Annotated in this window: 1 protein-coding gene; it reads left to right on the top strand. The window is 40.0% G+C overall.

Features of this window, described 5'->3' with window-relative positions:
- Positions 1-340, top strand: a 340-nt coding sequence (locus tag EDI28_RS26440; RefSeq protein ID WP_233353529.1) for a hypothetical protein, incomplete at its 5' end; no start/stop codon positions are given.
- Positions 341-452: the final 112 nt, after the last annotated feature.

Here is a 452-nt window from a genome sequence, read left to right as displayed (position 1 = left end):
TATTTTAGGAATTTTGACCTTTGTCTTTGGCATTCCTTCAGCCCTATCTTACGGTGTCATGGCGGATGTTCACATTTTTGGTAAGACCTTCTTTGACGCTATGGACTTCTTGGTTTCCAATCTCCTCATGCCATTTGGAGCTCTCTACCTTTCACTTTTTACAGGCTATATCTTTAAAAAGGCTCTTGCAATGGAGGAACTCCATCTCGATGAAAGAGCATGGAAACAAGGACTGTTCCAAGTCTGGCTCTTCCTTCTTCGTTTCTTCGTTTCGTCATTCCAATCATCATCATTGTGGTCTTCATTGCCCAATTTATGTAATCAAAAAGAACTTGAGTAACAAGGACTGTTCCAAGTCTGGCTCTTCCTTCTTCGTTTCTTCGTTTCGTCATTCCAATCATCATCATTGTGGTCTTCATTGCCCAATTTATGTAATCAAAAAGAACTTGAGT

This window comes from Photobacterium chitinilyticum, from assembly GCF_004104355.1.
GTDB classification, from domain to species: domain Bacteria; phylum Pseudomonadota; class Gammaproteobacteria; order Enterobacterales; family Vibrionaceae; genus Photobacterium; species Photobacterium chitinilyticum.
The sequence above is the reverse complement of the archived record's forward strand: the minus strand, read 5'-3'. Positions and strand labels throughout refer to the sequence as shown.